Origin of the sequence: Castellaniella sp., assembly GCF_049650445.1 — a bacterium.
Classification (GTDB): domain Bacteria; phylum Pseudomonadota; class Gammaproteobacteria; order Burkholderiales; family Burkholderiaceae_B; genus Castellaniella.
In genome coordinates, this window is the sequence record NZ_JBASAD010000038.1 from 116,840 (window position 1) to 134,019 (window position 17,180).

The 17,180-nt window shown below is 65.8% G+C and carries 12 protein-coding genes and 1 tRNA gene; 10 read left to right on the forward strand and 3 right to left on the reverse strand.

Translation table 11 applies throughout. From position 1 onward, the window contains the following. Positions 1-41: 41 nt before the first annotated feature. Both WA983_RS14230 and WA983_RS14235 read left to right on the forward strand, forming a co-directional pair. A complete protein-coding gene (locus WA983_RS14230; protein ID WP_424312223.1) occupies positions 42-1,460 on the forward strand; it encodes a 4Fe-4S binding protein in 1,419 nt (472 codons plus the stop codon). A gap of 249 nt (positions 1,461-1,709) precedes the next feature. After that, positions 1,710-4,793: a bifunctional diguanylate cyclase/phosphodiesterase gene (locus WA983_RS14235; protein WP_424249078.1), complete on the forward strand. Its 3,084-nt coding sequence runs from the start codon at positions 1,710-1,712 to the stop codon at positions 4,791-4,793. A gap of 68 nt (positions 4,794-4,861) precedes the next feature. On the opposite strand, the gene WA983_RS14240 is transcribed toward WA983_RS14235, so the two are convergent. Further along, positions 4,862-4,938, reverse strand: a tRNA-Met gene (locus WA983_RS14240). A 67-nt stretch (positions 4,939-5,005) separates the two neighbouring features. Here WA983_RS14240 and scpB point away from each other — a divergent pair. The 8 genes from scpB (at position 5,006) to typA (ending at position 15,837) form a co-directional block, all read left to right on the forward strand. After that, positions 5,006-5,755, forward strand: coding sequence for an SMC-Scp complex subunit ScpB (gene scpB, locus WA983_RS14245; protein ID WP_424249080.1), 750 nt, complete (start codon positions 5,006-5,008; stop codon positions 5,753-5,755). A 38-nt stretch (positions 5,756-5,793) separates the two neighbouring features. Then, complete coding sequence (gene rluB, locus WA983_RS14250) at positions 5,794-7,533, forward strand: 23S rRNA pseudouridine(2605) synthase RluB (protein WP_424249082.1); 1,740 nt, start codon at positions 5,794-5,796, stop codon at positions 7,531-7,533. Positions 7,534-7,906: 373 nt separating this feature from the next. After that, positions 7,907-8,377 carry a ribosome maturation factor RimP gene (rimP, locus tag WA983_RS14255; RefSeq protein WP_424249084.1) on the forward strand — a complete coding sequence of 157 codons (471 nt, stop codon included), beginning with the start codon at positions 7,907-7,909 and terminating at the stop codon, positions 8,375-8,377. Continuing rightward, complete coding sequence (nusA, locus tag WA983_RS14260) at positions 8,374-9,858, forward strand: transcription termination factor NusA (RefSeq protein WP_424249086.1); 1,485 nt, start codon at positions 8,374-8,376, stop codon at positions 9,856-9,858. The genes rimP and nusA overlap by 4 nt, the downstream gene beginning before the upstream one ends. 55 nt (positions 9,859-9,913) lie before the next feature. Beyond that, a complete protein-coding gene (gene infB, locus WA983_RS14265; protein ID WP_424312221.1) occupies positions 9,914-12,799 on the forward strand; it encodes a translation initiation factor IF-2 in 2,886 nt (961 codons plus the stop codon). Between the two features lie 16 nt (positions 12,800-12,815). Next, positions 12,816-13,226: a 30S ribosome-binding factor RbfA gene (gene rbfA / locus WA983_RS14270; RefSeq protein WP_424248644.1), complete on the forward strand. Its 411-nt coding sequence runs from the start codon at positions 12,816-12,818 to the stop codon at positions 13,224-13,226. 35 nt (positions 13,227-13,261) lie between these two features. Further along, the gene (gene truB, locus WA983_RS14275; RefSeq protein WP_424248646.1) at positions 13,262-14,020 is read left to right on the forward strand and encodes a tRNA pseudouridine(55) synthase TruB; all 759 of its coding nucleotides are present in this window, start codon (positions 13,262-13,264) and stop codon (positions 14,018-14,020) included. Further along, complete coding sequence (typA, locus tag WA983_RS14280) at positions 14,017-15,837, forward strand: translational GTPase TypA (protein ID WP_424248648.1); 1,821 nt, start codon at positions 14,017-14,019, stop codon at positions 15,835-15,837. Before truB ends, typA begins: the two co-directional genes overlap by 4 nt. 10 nt (positions 15,838-15,847) lie before the next feature. Here typA and WA983_RS14285 read toward each other — a convergent pair whose 3' ends face one another. Next, positions 15,848-16,762 (reverse strand): DMT family transporter, encoded by a 915-nt coding sequence (locus WA983_RS14285; protein ID WP_424248650.1) that lies wholly within the window; start codon positions 16,760-16,762, stop codon positions 15,848-15,850. 53 nt (positions 16,763-16,815) lie between these two features. Next, positions 16,816-17,180 (reverse strand): helix-turn-helix domain-containing protein (locus WA983_RS14290; RefSeq protein ID WP_424312222.1); only part of this gene is annotated, 365 nt, incomplete at its 5' end.

Here is a 17,180-nt window from a genome sequence, read left to right on the forward strand (position 1 = left end):
AGAATACCGCCTTGTCTCAAGACTTGAAATGGCATAGCCGCATGGTCTGGTCGCATTCGTTTCGTTCCGGTGTCGCACGCGCGGGGGATTTCCTGCGCGATCACCAGCGCGCGATCCGGGGAATACAGTGGGCCATCGTCGTCGTCTACGTCGCCTTGCTGGCGATCCCGGCCGTCATGCCGCTGCCGGACCGCACCGCGTCCGTCTTCAATAATCTCACCATCGTGGCCCAGTTTGCCTTCTGGGGCGTCTGGTGGCCGTTCGTGCTGGTGTCCATCCCTTTGTTCGGCCGCGCCTGGTGCGGCCTGTTCTGTCCCGAGGGCGCTCTGACCGAATGGGCCAGCCGGCATGGGCGCGGGCGGGCCATCCCGCGCTGGATGCGCTGGGGCGGCTGGCCTTTCGTGGCCTTCAGCCTGACCACGATCTACGGCCAGTTGGTCAGCGTCTACCAGTACCCCTGGGCGGTTGCCGCCGTGCTGGGCGGTTCGACCGTGGCCGCCATGATCGTCGGCTGGCTCTACGGACGCGACAAGCGCGTCTGGTGCAAATACCTGTGTCCGGTCAACGGCGTGTTCAACCTGTTGGCCAAGCTCGCTCCCTGGCACTACCGGGTGGATGCTGCCGCCTGGCGCGCACCTGTGCGGCGGACCGAATCCATCAACTGCGCGCCCCTGCTGCCCCTGCGCAATATGCAGGGCGGGGCCGAATGCCATATGTGCGGGCGTTGCAGTGACTATCGGGGTGCCATCGCCCTCACGCCCCGTTCGCCCGAGGCCGAGATCGTCCATGTGGCCGAAGGCAGCGGCTGGCAGACGGCGCTGATCGTGTTCGGCTTGATGGGCCTGGCTGTCGGGGCCTTTCTGTGGAGCGCCAGCCCCTGGTTCGTGTCGATCAAGCAGGCCGCCGCGACCTGGCTGGTGGAGCACGACATCTTCTGGCCGCTGGCCGATAACGCCCCCTGGTTCATACTGACGCATTATCCGGAGGTCAACGACAGCTTCAGTTGGCTGGATGGTGCCGTCATTCTGCTCTTCATCGGCGGTGCAGCCGTGATCGTGGGCGGTGCCGTGTTCTGTGGCCTGTGGCTGGCGGATTGCCTGCTGCCGGCGATGCAGGCGCCCGGGGTGCGGGACGCAGACGGGCGGCTGCTGCGCAGTCGCCTGGCGGGCGTGCACAAACTGGCTCAGGGCCTGATCCCGGCAGCGGGTGTAGGGGTGTTCCTGGGCCTGTCGGCGACGACGCTGACCCTGCTGCAACACGAGGGCGTGCCCACAGGCTGGGCCAACGCAACGCGCTTCACGCTGCTGACGCTGGCGCTCGCCTGGAGCCTGCGCTTCGAGTGGCGGCTGGCAGGTCTGCGCACGCAGAGACTGTTCCCCAGGCTGGGGGCCGTGGCTCTGGTCGCGGCCGGTCTGCTGCCGTTTTGCTGGGCCTGGGTGCTGTTCTTCGTGCGCTGGTGAGTGCCGCGCGCATCTGACGCGGCCGGCCGGCGATTGCATGCCGTTGGTCAGCACGCGCCGGCGTTTTGGGGGCGTCAGCGCCGTCGTGTGAAACAGTTCACAACAGTCACGTAAAAACCGCTATCCTTAGCCCCGAAGTCCCGCCGCCTGGCGGGGCGCGCATAAAGCCCACCCGCCTCTTTGTGCCTGCCCTTTCGATCAAGGAGCCTCATGGCGGCATTTTCTGCAAGACGAATATTCGGCCTATGCTTGCCTGGCTTTCTGGTGGCCGTGTGCGGGTTCGGCCTGACCTACGGACTGGTGCAGCAACAGCGAGAAACCGGGCGGTCGATTGCCCAGATCCGGTTTTCCGAAGAGGTTCGCTCCTCCAGCGACGCGATCGCCCAGCGCATCGTGGCCTATGCCGAGGTCGTGGCCGGCCTGCGCGATCTGTTCATGGTGAGTCCCGACCTGGATGACGCGCTGTTCGAGCGTGTGGTGACGCAGCATGACGTGCGCCAGAACTACCCCGAACTGGTCAACCTGTCCTTCGTACGCCGGGTACCCACCGAAGGACTGCTCCTGTATGAAGCGCGGCTGCGCGCCCGGTTCCCGGCAGCGGACCCGACGGTGCCGATCATTCACCCGCAGATCAATCGACCCGACCACTATATCGTCGAGTATCTCTGGCCCAGGGAAGGCAACGAGGGCATCTTGGGGCTGGACATCGCCTCCCAGCCTGCCAATCTGGCCGCCGTACTGACGGGGTGGACGACGGGCCGCCCGGTCGCCTCGGCGCCTTTCTCCTTGCTTCAGGAAAAGAAAGACAACACGGCCTTCGTGCTGCGCTTTCCCGTGTTCCATCACGGCGAGGACGACCGTTTCATCGGCGCGGTGGCCGCCGTGGTGCGGGTCAGCGGCATGCTGGATGCCATGCGCGCATCCGGGTTCCTGCGCGGTCTGTCGCTGCGCTTGCAGGATGCCGGCGCTGCGGGCGGCACGGGTGTGCCGGTCCTGTTGGGCACCTCGTCGCTGCCGCAGGGTGCGTCCGCGCCAGGGCCCGTGCTCGAAGAAACCCGCATGTTGGACGTGATGGGACGGACCTGGAGGCTGGACTTCGTGTCAAGCCGCGCCTTGCTGTCCCCCACCGAGCGGATGATGCCCTGGTGGATCGGCGGCGCGGGCGTGGCCATGACTTTGCTGCTGATGGTGCTGGCCGGCCTGCTGACGCGGCAGCGCACGCGGGCCGTCACCGAGGTCGCCTCTACCCATGAGGCCCTGCGGCACAGCGAGGAACGCTTTCGCGCCGTCTTCAACCAGGCGGCGGTCGGCGTGTCTTTGACCGACGTCAAGACCGGCGCATTGGTCCGCGTGAACCAAAAGTATTGCGACATCCTGGGCTACACGCGGGACGAACTGCTGCAACTCGATTTCCAGCAGTTGACCCATCCGGACGATCTGGCACTGGACGTGGAGCAGATGAGGCGCGTCCAGGCAGGAGAGATCCGCGAGTTCCGGCTCGAAAAGCGCGTCCTGCGCAAGGGGGGCGAACCGATCTGGGTGGACTTGACGGTCTCCCCTATCTGGAAGCCGGGCGAGGCGCCCGACTTCCACGTCGCCGTCATCCAGGACATCGACGAGCGGCGCCGGATGCAGGACGCGTTGCAGGATCGGGAGCGGCATCTGCGCAGCATCCTCGATCACCTGCCGGTGGGGGTGTGTCTGGTGCGGCACGATGAGCGCATCACGTTCCGTAATCGACAGTTCGTGCAGACTTTCGGCAATGCCGAACAGGCTGTTCCCGATGTGCAGACCTGGTGGGCGCGGATCTGCCCTGACCTCGATGTCCGTGAACGGGCGCGCCAGCATTGGTCGCAGCGCTACGCTGCGGCTCGTCAGTCGGGCGAGAGCGTCATCGCGGTCGGTGAATATCGGATACTGTGTGGCGACGGCGCCTATCGGACGGTCGAAATCGCCGGTGTCCTGCTGGGCGACGACTACCTGTTGATGCTGGAGGATCTGACCTCACGCAAGGCGGCCGAGGAGGAAATCAATTACCTGGCCTTCAACGATTCGCTGACCGGCTTGCCCAACCGCCGCCTGCTGCTGGACCGGTTGCAGCAGACCCTGGCGTCCACCGCGCGTCATCAGCGTTGGGGCGCGCTGCTGATGCTGGACCTGGATCACTTCAAGACCCTGAACGAGACGCGGGGCCATGACTGCGGAGATCTGGTGCTGCGTCAGGTCGCCGAACGTCTGCTGGCCAGTCTGCCCGACTCGCAGACTGTGGCCCGGCATGGGGATGACGAGTTCGTGGTCGTCCTGGAGGGACTGGGCGACTCCGCCGAAGAGGCCGCCGCGCAGGCGGAGGAAATCGGCCAGCGCATCCTGACGTTGCTGAGCGAGCCCTACCTGCTGGAGGGAGAGCACTACCATGCGACGGTCAGCATGGGAGCCGCGGTATTTCACGGGCTGGAGCAGGGGGTGGACGAACACCTCAAGCGGGCCGATCTGGCCATGTACCAGGCCAAGGCGGCGGGCCGCAACACGCTGCGTTTCTACGACCCGCTGATGCAGGCCGCAGTGCATCGGCGCGCCACGCTGGAACTGGACATGCGCATCGGCCTGGAGCAGGGCCAGTTCGAACTGTTCTACCAGCCGCAGAAAGACCGTGACCGCATCATTGGCTGCGAGGCGTTGCTGCGCTGGCATCATCCCCAGGATGGCTTCGTATCGCCCGCCGCCTTCATTCCTCTGGCCGAGGAGACCGGTCTGATCCTGCCGCTGGGTGAATGGGTCCTGCGGTCGGCTTGCGAACAACTGGCCCGCTGGGCCCAGGACCCTGCGTTTGCGCACCTGAGCCTGGCCGTCAACGTCAGCCCGCGTCAGTTCCACGAGCCCGGCTTCGTCGATCAGGTGCTGGCGGCCCTGGCAGGAACCAGTGCGGACGCCAACCGGCTCGAGCTCGAACTGACCGAAGGCCTGCTGTTGCAGGACATCGAGGACACGATCCGCAAGATGGTGCAGCTCAAGGGCTATGGCGTGGGCTTTTCGCTGGATGATTTCGGCACCGGCTATTCGTCGATGGCCTATCTGAAGCGCCTGCCGCTGGACCAGTTGAAGATCGACCAGAGCTTCGTGCGCGACGTGCTGACCGACCCCAACGACGCGGCGATCGCGCGCACCATCGTGGCCCTGGGAATCAGCCTGGGCCTGCGGGTCATGGCCGAAGGCGTGGAAACCGAGGCCCAGCGCGCCTTTCTGGAGCGGCATCATTGCCATGCCTGGCAGGGCTACCTGCTGAGCCGTCCGCTGCCGGTGGCCGAGTTCGAGGCGCTGGTGCGGGCGGGATGAAGAGGCGATCAGCAGGCAGAAATGAAAACAGGCCGAATTCCACTGGAATTCGGCCTGCATTCTAAAACTGGTTGCGGGGACAGGATTTGAACCTGTGACCTTCGGGTTATGAGCCCGACGAGCTGCCAGACTGCTCCACCCCGCGTCTGAAGAACTGAACTATAGCAAGTCTGCGAAAATAATGCAAGCAATCTATCGGAGTTCAAGCTAAAATGATGGAAACGGAAGTCCTGCGAGTCTTGGAAACGGCCTTGTTGTGTGCCGATGCGCCTCTCACGGTCACTGATCTGCGCAGCCTCTTCGAGGACACGATTTCCGGGGACGACATCCGTCGCCATCTGGCTGCCCTGCAGCTCGACTGGCAGGAACGGGGGCTCGAACTGGTGCAGCTCGCCAGTGGCTGGCGCTTCCAAAGCCGTCCCGACATGCAGCGTTACCTGGGGCGCCTGAGCCCCGAAAAACCGCCTCGTTATTCTCGCGCCGTGCTCGAAACGCTCGCCATCATTGCATGGCGACAGCCCGTGACGCGCGGGGACATCGAGGACATCCGCGGCGTCACGGTCTCGGCTCAGATCATCCGTACCCTCGAAGATCGAGGCTGGATTGAAACCCTGGGCTATCGCGATGCTCCGGGGCGTCCGGCCCTGTTGGGGACGACGCGCCGCTTTCTCGAAGACCTCGGTCTGAGGGCGCTGGACGAATTGCCCGCGCTCGAGGGGGACGAGGCGACAGAGGCGCTGGGTGTCCTGGCGTTCGATGCGCAAGACGGATCGGATACCGGGTCTGGCGAGCGCGCCGCGACTGGTGCGGATGATGCGGCAGTCGCCGAAGGCGAAGATGTCGACGGCGAGACGGTCCGGGCGGATGCGCCTGAGCCGACGCCCGGGGAGTCCGCCGCCTCTCCGGAGACGGACGCTGATGCGGATGACCCTCCGGCTTTGGGGGCGCGAGAGCCCGAATGAACGAAGAACAGAATTTTGCATAGGAGTCACTGAACCCCATGACAGCAGATACAGAGACGATGCCGCGTGACGTGACAGGTACGCCTGACGCGTCGTCCACCCCTGAAAACCGGCCGGACAACGGCAAGCCGCGCGGGCGCAAGCTGCGCACGCCGTTTCGCCGCCGCCGGGGGGATGCGCAGCAGGGCGGTGCCCAGGGGGCCGAAGCCCGGGAAGCCGAGGTCGGCGAGGCCATTGATGCGGGCACGGCCGAAGAAGCCGATCGCGCCCTGCATTACCTGAATGATGCGCAGCCGACCGCCCGGCGTCTGGATCGCTATCTGAACAGTGACGTCCTGATGCCGAAGCTGCACAAGGTGCTGGCCGATGCGGGCGTGGGGTCGCGGCGTGACATGGAAGAGTTGATCGTCGCCGGCCGTGTCTCGGTCAACGGTGAACCCGCTCACGTGGGGCAGCGCATCGGCCCCGACGACAAGGTTCGCGTCAACGGTCGCCTGGTGACGCGCCCCAAGGCGGGCAAGCTGCCTCGTGTCATCCTCTATCACAAGCCGGCCGGCGAGATCGTCAGCCACGACGATCCCGAGGGGCGGGCCTCCGTGTTCGCCCGCCTGCCGCGCATCCGCACGGGCAAATGGCTGTCGGTGGGTCGTCTGGACCTGAATACCGAGGGCCTGCTGATTCTGACGACCTCGGGTGAACTGGCCAACCGCCTGTCGCATCCTCGCTACGGCTCGGAGCGCGAGTACGCGGTTCGTGTCCTGGGCGAACTGGGCGAGCAGGAACAGGCCCGCCTGACCCGTGGCATCGAACTGGAAGACGGGCCGGCGCAATTCAATTCACTGGACTACATCGGTGGCGAAGGCAGCAACCGCTGGTACCGGGTCACGCTCAGCGAAGGCCGCAACCGCGAGGTGCGCCGCATGTTCGATGCGGCAGGGGTGACGGTCAGTCGCCTCATCCGCACCCGCTTCGGCGATGTGATGCTGCCCACCAATCTGCGCCGGGGGCGCTGGGATGAACTGGATTCCGAACTGGTCGGGGCGCTGATGGTCCAACTGGGCCTGGTGCGCAGCGGCGATGAAGACGACGACAGCCAAGCCGAGCGTCAGCCGACATCGCACGCCAGCGCGCTGCCGCCGGGTTTCGGTACGCCGGGCCAGAACGGCCAGAACGGCGCACGCCTGAACCGCCGGGGCAAGGTGGCGGGCGGCCGCAAGGGCGGCATTGATCCATTCACGACCGGGCTGCTCATCAGTGGCGGGCTGGCCAATGGTCATCCGGATGGCCACAGGGCCGAGGGCGGCAAGCCTCGCCAGGGCGCCAAGTCCGGCCGCAAGCCGGCCAAATCCCATGGCCATTCTCATGGTCATGCCCAGGGCCAGGGCTTCGAGGCCCAGGACGGGCACGGTGAAGGCCGGCCTGCATCCAGCCGGCCGTCCCGTCCGGCACGACCGGGCAAACCGGGTAACAAGCCCGCCGGCCACGCCAACGGCAAGCCCACGGCCAAGCCTGCCGGGAAACCGGCCCGGTCCGGCAAGCCCGGTGCCGGCAAGCCGGGCAAGCACGCCCAGGGTGGGGCGCAGCCCCAGGGCGACGGGATGGCTGCGCAGTCGCGTCCGCCCAAAGCTGCCCAGAACAAACCCGCCCAGAAACCCGGCCGTAAGCCGGGCGGCAACAAGGCACCCCGCAAGCAGGCGGGCGGCGGCGGGGGCGAGCACCAGCCGCGCGGCGCGCATGCGCACGAGTCCCGCCTGGGTTTCCTGGGGCGCAGCCGCTGATCCGGCAGGGTTGAACCGGCCCTGGCCCAGTATGACGGACACGTCGGGGCCGGGTGTCGATTCAGAGGTTCCCCAAGCAATGTCGCTGAAACCCTGGCTTGAATGCCGGGGTTTCGCAAGATAGTCTTTGGCAAAGAAATGCTGTTATAATGTAAGGCTTTACAGCACCTTTGTGCTGTGTCCGCCGAGGGCGCACCGTTTGCGTCGTGCCGCATGAATATAGATACGGCATGGATGCGAACATTGCATGACCCTGGCCCCGTGTGCGCTTTAGCGTGCGGGACCGAGCAAGCCGTCGGCGGTTCCTGAATAGGCTTCGGGTGCTCCCGGGGCGCACAAAGGGCTGCGGGACAGCCCCTTTTTTTTGGAATTTATGGCGGATATCTTGACAGTCGCCCAGCAAGCGTTGCTGGGCTTCGATGTGGAACTGATCGATGTGGAACGCGCGCCCCTGGGGCTTTTGCGTGTGGTGATCGATCGCCCCGAAGGGGTGCGCATCGAGGACTGCGAGCAGGTCTCCCGCCAGTTGTCGCATGTGTTCGAAGTCGAAAACATCGACTACAAGCGTCTGGAGGTCAGTTCCCCCGGCGTGGATCGGCCCCTGCGCCGCCCGGCGGATTTCGTCCGTTTTGCCGGCGAGCGCATCGAACTGCGTCTGCACGAGCCGGTCGAGTCCCGCAAGACCTTCACTGGCATCCTGCGGGCCAGCGGGGATGAGACGCCCGTGTTCAGTCTGGATTGGGAAGACCAGTCCGGCCAGGTGCGGACGCTGCCGTTTTCTTTTGACGATGTGGACCGGGCTCGGCTGGACCCCGTTCTCGATTTCAAGGGTAAGAAGCGATGAGTCGCGAAATTCTGCTGTTGGTAGACGCCCTGGCGCGTGAAAAAAACGTCGAACGCGATGTGGTGTTCGGCGCTCTCGAAAACGCGCTGGCTTCGGCCATGAAAAAGCGGTTCAAGGAAGACGTGGACATCCGCGTAGCCATCGATCGTCAGTCCGGCGAGCATGAGGGTTTCCGCCGCTGGCTGGTCGTGCCCGACGAGGCCGGGCTGCAAGAACCTGACGCCCAGGAACTCTATACCGACGCACAGGATATTGTGCCGGGCATCGAGATCGGCGAATACATCGAGGAACCCCTCGAACCTATCGAATTCGGCCGCATCGGCGCGCAGGCCGCCAAGCAGGCCATCCTGCAGCGGATTCGCGACGCCGAGCGCGAGCAGGTGCTCAATGACTTCCTCGACCGGGGCGAGACCATCGTGTCCGGCACGGTCAAGCGACTGGACAAGGGCGACGCGATCATCGAGATCGGCAAGGTCGAGGCCCGTCTGCCGCGCACCGAGATGATCCCCAAGGAAAACATCCGTGCCGGCGACCGCGTGCGCGCCTATGTCCTGAAGATCGATCACGCCGCGCGCGGCCAGCAGGTCATCCTGTCGCGCACCTCGCCCGATTTCATCCGCGAACTGTTCGAAAACGAAGTCCCCGAAATCGAGCAGGGTCTGCTCGAAATCAAGGCGGCGGCCCGCGACCCCGGCGTGCGTGCCAAGATCGCCGTCGTGGCGTACGATAAGCGTATCGATCCGATCGGCACCTGCGTCGGGATGCGCGGTTCGCGCGTCACGGCGGTGCGTAACGAACTCGGCGGTGAGCAGGTCGATATCGTCCTGTGGGCCGACGATCCGGCAGAATTCGTGATCGGCGCACTGGCGCCGGCGCACGTCGAATCGATCCTGGTGGACGAAGACAAGCACGCCATGGATGTGGTGGTGGACGAGGAAAACCTCCCCAAAGCCATCGGCGCGCGCGGGCAGAACGTCCGCCTGGCGTCCGAGCTGACCAAGTGGCAGATCAACATCATGACGCCCGAGGAAAGCCAGAACCGTCAGGATGCCGAGCGCACCACGCTGCGTCACACCTTCATCACGAAGCTCGACGTGGACGAGGAAGTCGCCGACATCCTGATCGACGAAGGCTTCACCGGCCTCGAGGAAATCGCCTACGTGCCCATGCAGGAATTGCTGGACATCGAAGCCTTCGACGAGGACACCGTCAACGAGTTGCGTACTCGTGCACGCAATGCGCTGTTGACCGAGGCCATCGCCCAGGAAGAACGCGTGCAGACCGCTCGCGATCTGCTGGAAATCCAGGGCATGGACCCGGCCCTGGTAGCCAAGCTGGCTGAAAACAACATCACCACGCTGGACGACCTGGCCGAATTGGCCTCGGACGAACTGGCCGAACTGATCGGGCTGCCCGAGGACACCGCCAGCGACATGATCATGCAGGCGCGGGCCCACTGGTTCGAGGACGACGAAGCCTGATCGCTTCGTCGCATTGAACCCCGCCGCCCATCAACGTAGTTAAAGAGAGAGTCGAATGTCGAGTAACACCGTCGCCAAATTCGCCGAAGAACTGAACATGCCCGCCGACGTCCTGCTGGATCATTTCCGCTCGGCCGGCGTCGAGCTGGGTTCGGTGAACGCCGACGTGACCGAAGCAGACAAGAGCGCCTTGCTCGAGTCCTTGCGGCGTTCGCACGGCTCCGATACGGGCAAGAAGGTCGTACTGACGCGCCGCAAGACGTCGGAAATCCATCAGGCCGACAGCTCCGGCCGTTCGCGCACGATCCAGGTCGAAGTCCGCAAGAAGCGCGTGCTGGTCAAGCGCGACCGCCCCGAGCTGGCCGAAGCCGCGCGCGCCGAAGCTGCCCAGGCTGCCACAGCCGCTCCGGCGGAAGCGCCTGTGCCGCAGACCGAATCCGTCGCCACGGCCCCGATCGCGGCCGAACCGGTCGCCGAGGTCCGTGCCGTCGAAACCGCCGCGCCCGAAGCCGTCGTGCCCGAGGCGGCACCGGTTGCACCCCAGGCCCCGGTGGCCGAGGCTCCGGCCAAGGTGGACGAGACCCCTGAACCGCAAGAACCCGCCGAGGCCGTCGCCCCGGTTGAAACCCAACAGGACACCGTGAGCGAAACCCCTGTCGCCGAACCCGTGACCGAAGCGCCCGTCGTTGCGGCCGAACCGGCCCCGGCTGCGGAACCCGCGCCTCGCGCCGAACCCGTGCCCGCGTCCTCCGCGCCGGTGTCTGCGCCCCAGGCCACGCCGGGCAAGGCCCGTCGCGCGCCGGCCGATTCCGACCGTGAACGCGCCCGCCGCGCCGCCGAGGCCGAGGCCGCTGCGCTGCGCGAAATGATGCGCCAGCCGCGCAAGGTCCTGCGCGCGCCCGAACCCGAAGAAACGCCGACCACCGGTACGCTGCACAAGCCCGCCGGCACCAAGACCACCGTCAAGAAGGAATCCGAAGGCAAGAAGGTCATCAAGACCGCCGACGTGTCCTCGACCTGGTCCAATGACGGTCGCAAGAAGCCTTCCAAGGCCGAGACGCTGTCGCCGGGCGCCGGGCGCGATGCCTGGCGCGCAGGCGGCAAGGCCGGTAGCCGTGGTTCCAAGGGCGGGCGCGGCAAGGGCCGCCGCCAGTCCGAGCACCAGGAACCGATGCAGGCCGAATTCATCACGCGTGAAATTCACGTGCCGGAAACGGTTTCCGTCGCCGACCTGGCCCACAAGATGTCCGTGAAGGCGGCCGAAGTCATCAAGCATCTGATGAAGCTCGGCCAGATGGTCACCATCAACCAGATCCTGGACCAGGAAACGGCCATGATCGTGGTCGAGGAACTCGGCCACACCGCCATCGCCGCGAAACTGGACGATCCGGAGGCCTTCCTGGCCGACACCGAGGTGTCCGACGAGGCCGAGGCCCTGCCGCGCGCGCCGGTCGTCACCGTGATGGGCCACGTCGATCACGGCAAGACCTCGCTGCTGGACTACATCCGCCGCACCAAGATCGCCACCGGCGAGGCCGGCGGCATCACGCAGCACATCGGCGCCTACAGCGTCAAGACCGATCGTGGCCAAGTGGCCTTCCTGGACACTCCGGGTCACGAGGCCTTCACGGCCATGCGTGCCCGTGGCGCCCAGGCCACCGACATCGTCATCCTGGTGGTGGCGGCCGACGACGGCGTCATGCCCCAGACCAAGGAAGCCATCCACCACGCCCGCGCGGCCAACGTGCCCCTGGTGGTGGCGATCAACAAGATCGACAAGCCTGAAGCCAATCCCGACCGCGTCAAGCAGGAACTCGTGGCTGAAGAAGTCGTGCCGGAAGAATACGGCGGCGACGTGCCCTTCATCCCCGTGTCCGCCAAGACTGGCCAGGGCATCGACGAACTGCTGGAAAACGTCCTGCTGCAAGCCGAAATCCTGGAACTCAAGGCGCCCGTCGACGCACCGGCCAAGGGTATCGTCATCGAAGCCCGGCTGGACAAGGGGCGCGGCCCCGTGGCGACCATCCTGGTCCAGAGCGGCACCCTGCATCGCGGCGACGCCGTGCTGGCCGGCGTGGCATTCGGCAAGGTGCGCGCCATGCTGAACGACACCGGCAAGCCCACCAACGAAGCCGGCCCCTCGACCCCGGTCGAGATCCAGGGCCTGGCCGAAGTCCCGGCCGCCGGTGACGAGGTCCTGGTCCTGACCGACGAGCGCAAGGCGCGCGAAATCGCGCTGTTCCGCCAAGGCAAGTTCCGCGACGTCAAGCTGGCCCGCCAGCAGGCGGCCAAGCTGGAGTCCATGTTCGACAATCTGGGCGAGGGCGTGCGTACCCTGCCGCTGATCGTCAAGACCGACGTCCAGGGTTCCCAGGAAGCGCTGGTGCAGTCGCTGCTCAAGCTGTCCACCGACGAAGTCCGGGTGCAGGTCGTGCACGCGGCCGTCGGCGGCATCTCCGAAAGCGACGTCAACCTGGCGATCGCCTCGGGTGCCGTGGTGATCGGCTTTAACGTGCGGGCCGACGCGCCGGCCAAGAAGCTGGCCGAGACCAACGAAATCGACCTGCGCTACTACAACATCATCTACGACGCGATCGACGACGTGCGCAACGCCATGTCGGGGATGCTGGCACCGGAAAAGCGCGAAGAAATCATCGGTCTGGTCGAGATCCGCGAGATCTTCACCGTGTCCAAGATCGGCAACATCGCCGGTTGTATGGTCCTCGAAGGTGTGGTCCGCCGCGATTCCCAGGTCCGCCTGCTGCGCAACAACGTGGTGCACTGGACTGGTTCCCTGGACTCGCTGCGCCGCTTCAAGGACGATGCGAAGGAAGTCAAATCCGGCTTCGATTGCGGGATCACCCTCAAGGGCAACAACGACATCCAGGTCGGCGATCAGCTCGAAGCCTTTGAAATCAAGGAAGTCGCCCGCACGCTCTGATCGTGTGGCATGAATCATGGGCCGTCATAAATCCAAGCCGAATCCCGGACGCAATACGCGCCTGGCCGACCAGATCCAGAAGGATCTGGCGGCCCTGGTGCAGCGCGAACTCGACGTCGCGCGCTCCGGCCTGATCACGCTCACGGGCGTCGATCTGTCGGCCGACTACGCCCACGCCAAGGTCTACTTCACGGTGCTGGGTGCCGAACCCGAGGTCGCGACCGAGGCCTTGAACGACAAGGCGGGCTGGCTGCATTCGCAGTTGTTCCGCATGCTGCACATCCATACGGTACCCACCCTGCGCTTCGTGCACGATGTGCAACTGGCGCGCGGCATCGAACTCACGCAATTGATCGATCGGGCCAATCGTCCCCAGGCGGGCGCTTCGGACATCCCCGAACTCGAAGACCCGGACGGCCAGCCCTGACAGGGCGGTCGTCACTCATCTGGACAGATTGAACGATGGCTTCCCGACGCGGGCAGATGCTCGACGGTGTCCTGTTGTTGGACAAACCCGAGGGCCTCTCCAGTAACCATGCGCTGCAGCGCGCCAAACGTACGGTGGACGCCCGCAAGGCGGGCCACACCGGTACGCTGGATCCGTTCGCCACGGGCCTGCTGATCTGCTGCTTCGGCCGGGCGACGAAGATTTCCGCCGCCATGCTCGAGGCCGACAAGGTCTATGAGGCGACACTGACCTTTGGCGAGGAAACCGACAGCGGCGACTTGACGGGGCACATCACGGCGCGTGCGCCGGATGATTTTGCCGGTGTCGACGCCCAGGCCCTGGAGGCCGCACTGGTGCCGTTCCGGGGCGAGATCGAACAGATCCCGCCCATGGTCTCGGCGCTCAAGCGCGACGGCAAACCGCTGTACGAATACGCCCGCCAGGGCATCGAACTGGAGCGCCCGCCGCGCCGGATCGTGATTCACGCGCTGGAACTGCTGGCCTGCGAGGGTCGCAGCGCCCGGGTCCGGGTGCATTGCAGCAAGGGCACCTACGTACGCACCCTGGCTCAGGACATCGGCCGTCGCCTGGGCTGCCTGGCGCATTTGTCGGCCCTGCGGCGCACTGCCGTCGGGCCGTTTTCGATTGAGCAGGCCGTGGGGCTGGAAGCCTTGCAAGCCATGGAAGCGCCGGTGACGGCGCTGATCCCTTTACACGCCTTGCCGGACGGTCTGCGTCCGGCCAGCGTTTCCACCGAGGAAAACATTCTATGAAACGAGCTTTGCGCAACGTAGCCATCATTGCTCACGTGGACCATGGCAAGACCACGCTTGTCGACCAGCTGCTGCGGCAGTCCGGCACCTTCCGCGACAACCAGCAGGTGTCCGAGCGTGTCATGGACTCGGGCGATATCGAGCGCGAGCGCGGCATCACGATTCTGGCCAAGAACTGTGCCGTCGAATACGAAGGCACGCACGTCAACATCATCGACACCCCGGGCCACGCCGATTTTGGCGGCGAGGTCGAGCGCGTGTTGTCCATGGTGGACGGCGTGCTGCTGCTGGTCGACGCCGTCGAAGGCCCGATGCCCCAGACCCGCTTCGTCACGCGCAAGGCGCTGGCGCTGGGCCTGAAGCCCATCGTGGTGGTCAACAAGGTCGACCGCCCGGGCGCGCGCCCGGATTATGTGGTCAACGCCACCTTCGACCTGTTCGACAAGCTGGGCGCGACCGAGGAACAACTGGATTTCCCGGTGATCTACGCCTCGGGCCTGTCGGGCTACGCCGGGCTGACTGACGACGTGCGTTCCGGCAATATGCGGCCTCTGTTCGACGCCATCCTGCAATACGTGCCGCAGCGTGACGACGACGCCGAAGCCCCCCTGCAACTGCAGATCATTTCGCTGGACTACAGCAGCTACGTCGGCAAGATCGGCGTGGGCCGCATCAACCGGGGCCGCATCCGCGCGGGCCAGGACGTGATCGGGAAGTTCGGCCCCGAAGGCGAGTCCTTCAAGGGGCGCGTCAACCAGGTGCTGAAATTCAAGGGCCTGGAGCGCGAACTGGTGGACGAGGCCGAAGCCGGCGACATCGTGCTGATCAACGGCATCGAGGAAATCGGCATTGGCTGCACCCTGATGGACCCGGCCGCGCCCGAGGCGCTGCCGATGCTGCGCATCGACGAGCCCACGCTGACCATGAATTTCATGGTGAACACCTCGCCCCTGGCCGGGCGCGAAGGCAAGTTCGTCACCAGCCGCCAGTTGCGCGATCGCCTGGATCGTGAACTGAAGTCCAACGTTGCGCTGCGCGTGAACGATACCGACGACGACACCGTGTTCGAGGTCTGCGGCCGGGGCGAACTGCACCTGACCATCCTCCTGGAAAACATGCGTCGCGAAGGCTATGAACTGGCCGTGTCGCGTCCGCGCGTGATGTTCAAGGACATCGACGGCGAGCGCTGCGAGCCGTTCGAACTGTTGACCGTGGACGTGGAAGATACGCACCAGGGCGGGGTGATGGAAGAACTGGGCCGTCGCAAGGGCGACCTGCAGGACATGCAGCCCGACGGACGCGGCCGCACCCGCCTGGAATACCGCATTCCGGCGCGCGGCCTGATCGGCTTCCAGAGCGAATTCATGACCCTGACGCGCGGCACCGGCCTGATGAGCCACATCTTCGACGACTACGGTCCGATGCGTGAAGGCGGGGTGGGCGAGCGCCGCAACGGTGTGCTGATCAGCCAGGACGACGGCACCGCCGTGGCCTATGCCCTGTGGAAGCTGCAGGAACGCGGCCGCATGTTCGTGTCGCCCCAGGACCCGGTCTACGAAGGCATGATCATCGGCATCCATTCGCGCGACAACGATCTGGTGGTCAATCCGATCAAGGAAAAGAAGCTGACCAACGTCCGCGCTTCCGGCAAGGACGAGCACATCGACCTGATCACGCCCATCGCCCTGAACCTGGAATACGCAGTCGAGTTCATTGCCGACGATGAACTGGTCGAGGTCACGCCCAAGTCGATCCGTCTGCGCAAGCGCTACCTGCAGGAACACGAGCGCCGCCGCAGCCTGCGCGAATCGGCCTGATGCGTTTCGGTTAACGCGTCTCTGCCCGGATCACGATGGCCAGCCCGGCCAGCAACGCGGCCAGGCCCGCATAGGCCAGTGCGCCGGGCCGCTCGCCTACCACCACGAGGGCCAGCAGGAAGGCGGTGACGGGCTCCATCAGGGCCAGCGAGACGCCGGTGGCGGCGCTGATGCTGCGCAGGCCGGTGCTGAACAGCAGGTAGGCGATCCCTGTGGAGGCGATCCCCAGAAAGCTCACCACCAGCCAGCCCGTGGTCGTGATCTGCAAGGCACCGGCCCAGAAAGCGGCGGCCGGCAGGGCCAGCAGCGCGCCCACCGTGAACACGGCCAGTGTGCTGACGGCCGGCTCCGAGTGCTGCACCAGCTTCTTGTTCAGCAGGGTATAGATCGCATAGGTCAGGCCCGAGGTCAGACACAGGGCGATACCCAGGAGATCGACCTGCAGCGCGTCGCCGCGCCCGAACACCAGCAGCACGCCGCCGCCTACGGCCAGCAGCGTGCCGGTCCACCAGCCCAGGCCGGGCCGTGCGCCGCCCATCAGTTGCAGCAGACCGGCCCAGATCGGACCGCTGCCGATGGTCAGCGCCGTGCCCACCGCGACACCCGTGGCCTTCACGCCGGCGAAGAACGTCAGGTTGTAGGTCGCCACGCAGGCCCCGGCCCAGATCGCATGGCGCCAGTTCAGAGCGGCGAGCTGGCGGCCCAGGTGGGGCAGTCCGTTGGTCGCACCGGCGTAGGCCAGAAAAAAGAGGGACGCCACGCCCAGACGCAAGGCACCTACCCAGTAGGGTGACAGGGTGCCGTCGGAAAAGCTCTGGGCCGTGCCTGTGGTGCCCCACAGGATGCCGGCGCACAGCACCAGCAGGATGCCGCGCAGAGGCTGGACGGAGGACATGGCGGGGGAGGAAGTGGGGATCGTGCTCATGCCGCCATGATGGCAGGATGAGCGGCGGACGTTTGTCGAGAAACGCTCGTGGTTCAGCGGGTCGAGTCCCGCAGTGCGCGGGCACCGACCCCCCGGTCGCGCCGCAGCGCGTAGGCCAGGCTGCTGCCGGACCCGTAGCCGACCCGGGCGGCGGCGACTTCCAGCGTCGCGCCCCGCGCCAGCATCCGACCGGCAGATTCCAGCCGCAGGGTGCGCAGATAGTCGCCCGGCGTGCGGCCGGTCAGTTCCAGCAGGCGGGCGTGGAAGCGCTGCGGGCTGAGATTGAACATCTGCGCCATGCGGGCCGTCGGCCAGGATTCATGCAGCGCGGCAGTCAGCGCCGCGTCCAGGCGCGCCAGATCCAGGCCCCGGCGCGAGGACAGCACGGTGGGTAGATCCAGCAGCAGCGCGAGCTGTC

What these genes read in the sequence shown, in the direction of transcription:
- typA (WP_424248648.1), top strand. Translation starts at nt 14,017, where the DNA reads ATGAAACGAGCTTTGCGCAACGTAGCCATCATTGCTCACGTGGACCAT.
- scpB (WP_424249080.1), top strand. Translation starts at nt 5,006, where the DNA reads ATGATGGAAACGGAAGTCCTGCGAGTCTTGGAAACGGCCTTGTTGTGT.
- nusA (WP_424249086.1), top strand. Translation starts at nt 8,374, where the DNA reads ATGAGTCGCGAAATTCTGCTGTTGGTAGACGCCCTGGCGCGTGAAAAA.
- truB (WP_424248646.1), top strand. Translation starts at nt 13,262, where the DNA reads ATGGCTTCCCGACGCGGGCAGATGCTCGACGGTGTCCTGTTGTTGGAC.
- rbfA (WP_424248644.1), top strand. Translation starts at nt 12,816, where the DNA reads ATGGGCCGTCATAAATCCAAGCCGAATCCCGGACGCAATACGCGCCTG.
- infB (WP_424312221.1), top strand. Translation starts at nt 9,914, where the DNA reads ATGTCGAGTAACACCGTCGCCAAATTCGCCGAAGAACTGAACATGCCC.
- rimP (WP_424249084.1), top strand. Translation starts at nt 7,907, where the DNA reads ATGGCGGATATCTTGACAGTCGCCCAGCAAGCGTTGCTGGGCTTCGAT.
- WA983_RS14285 (WP_424248650.1), bottom strand. Translation starts at nt 16,762, where the DNA reads ATGAGCACGATCCCCACTTCCTCCCCCGCCATGTCCTCCGTCCAGCCT.
- rluB (WP_424249082.1), top strand. Translation starts at nt 5,794, where the DNA reads ATGACAGCAGATACAGAGACGATGCCGCGTGACGTGACAGGTACGCCT.
- WA983_RS14230 (WP_424312223.1), top strand. Translation starts at nt 42, where the DNA reads ATGGTCTGGTCGCATTCGTTTCGTTCCGGTGTCGCACGCGCGGGGGAT.